Below are 1191 nucleotides of genomic sequence, written 5' to 3' on the forward strand. Positions count from 1 at the left end.
ATAGTAACTTCACTTCCGTAAGCTACATCAGGGTGTCCACCTATTGCGCCGCGAATATATCCATTTGCACCTGTCAAAACATTACTGTTAAAATTAATATCTACTTCTAAAGCACTAAGTACCCCGTAATCTAGTTTATTTGTTGCACAATCTTTGGTATGTGCATTAGCATAAAAAGAAGCCGAAATTTCTAAATGATTAATGTTTTGTTTTATAGATTCAATAGCAGCTAAATCAAAAGATTGAACGTCTAATAATTTTTGAACTAAACCTTCTTTCAAAAGTTCTGTTTGAGCTCCAATAATACCACCCAGAAAAAAAGAAGCTTTAATATTTTGTTTTAACATTTGTTCTTTTAACATTAATAAAGAAGCTTGGCTAGCGCCACCAGTTCCTGTTTGGAAAGAAAAACCATTTTTAAAATAAGGGGTGTTTTTGATGATTTTAATAATATTTTGTGCGATTTTTATTTCTTTATATTGAAAAAAAGGTCGGATTTCCCCTGAAGCAATTTTTAAAGCATCGCCTATTTTATCAACTTTAACGACATAATCAACTTTTATTTGTGGAATAGAAATAGGGCTATTAGGATAAAGAACTATATTATCAGTAATAAGTACAACTTTTTCTGCATATTGAGCATCAACTAACGCATAACCTAAAGATCCTACACAAGACAAACCTATATAACCATTAGCATTACCCATTTCATCACTAGATGCTACAGCTAAAAAAGCTACATTAATATAAGTTTCTCCACTTTCAATCGCTCGTGCTCTTCCACCATGTGAACGAAGGATAACTGGTTTAGTTAAAATACCTTCTGAAATAGCATCGCCTAATTTTCCTCTTAACCCAGAACCTTCTAACCCTGTTATGACTCCTTTGTTAATATAATCTATAAGGCAATCATGAGCATTTGTAAAAGAAGAAGCAGAAACAGTTAAATTTTTAATTTTTAATTTATCAATAATTTTCAAAATTTGTTCTACAGTTTGATCGCCATGGCGAAAATGATGATGAAAAGAGATCGTCATTCCATCTTTTAATCCTGTTTGAATAATAGCTTCTTCTAAAGAAATTGATATTTTGGAATTTCTTTTTCCTTCATTAGGTAAATTTTTAGATTGAGGACAAATTCTCTTAGAAGTATTGGTTTTTTCAGTATCATAACTAGAATAATTATAATTT

The 1191-nt window shown here is 30.6% G+C and carries 1 protein-coding gene; it reads right to left on the reverse strand.

The genetic code is table 11. The annotated features are described in order from the left end of the window. A partial coding sequence (citF, locus tag AlmWB_RS01720) for a citrate lyase subunit alpha (protein WP_050337439.1) occupies window positions 1-1191 on the reverse strand: 1191 nt, incomplete at both ends.

Origin of the sequence: Candidatus Phytoplasma phoenicium (genome assembly GCF_001189415.1) — a bacterium.
GTDB lineage: Bacteria > Bacillota_I > Bacilli_A > Acholeplasmatales > Acholeplasmataceae > Phytoplasma > Phytoplasma phoenicium.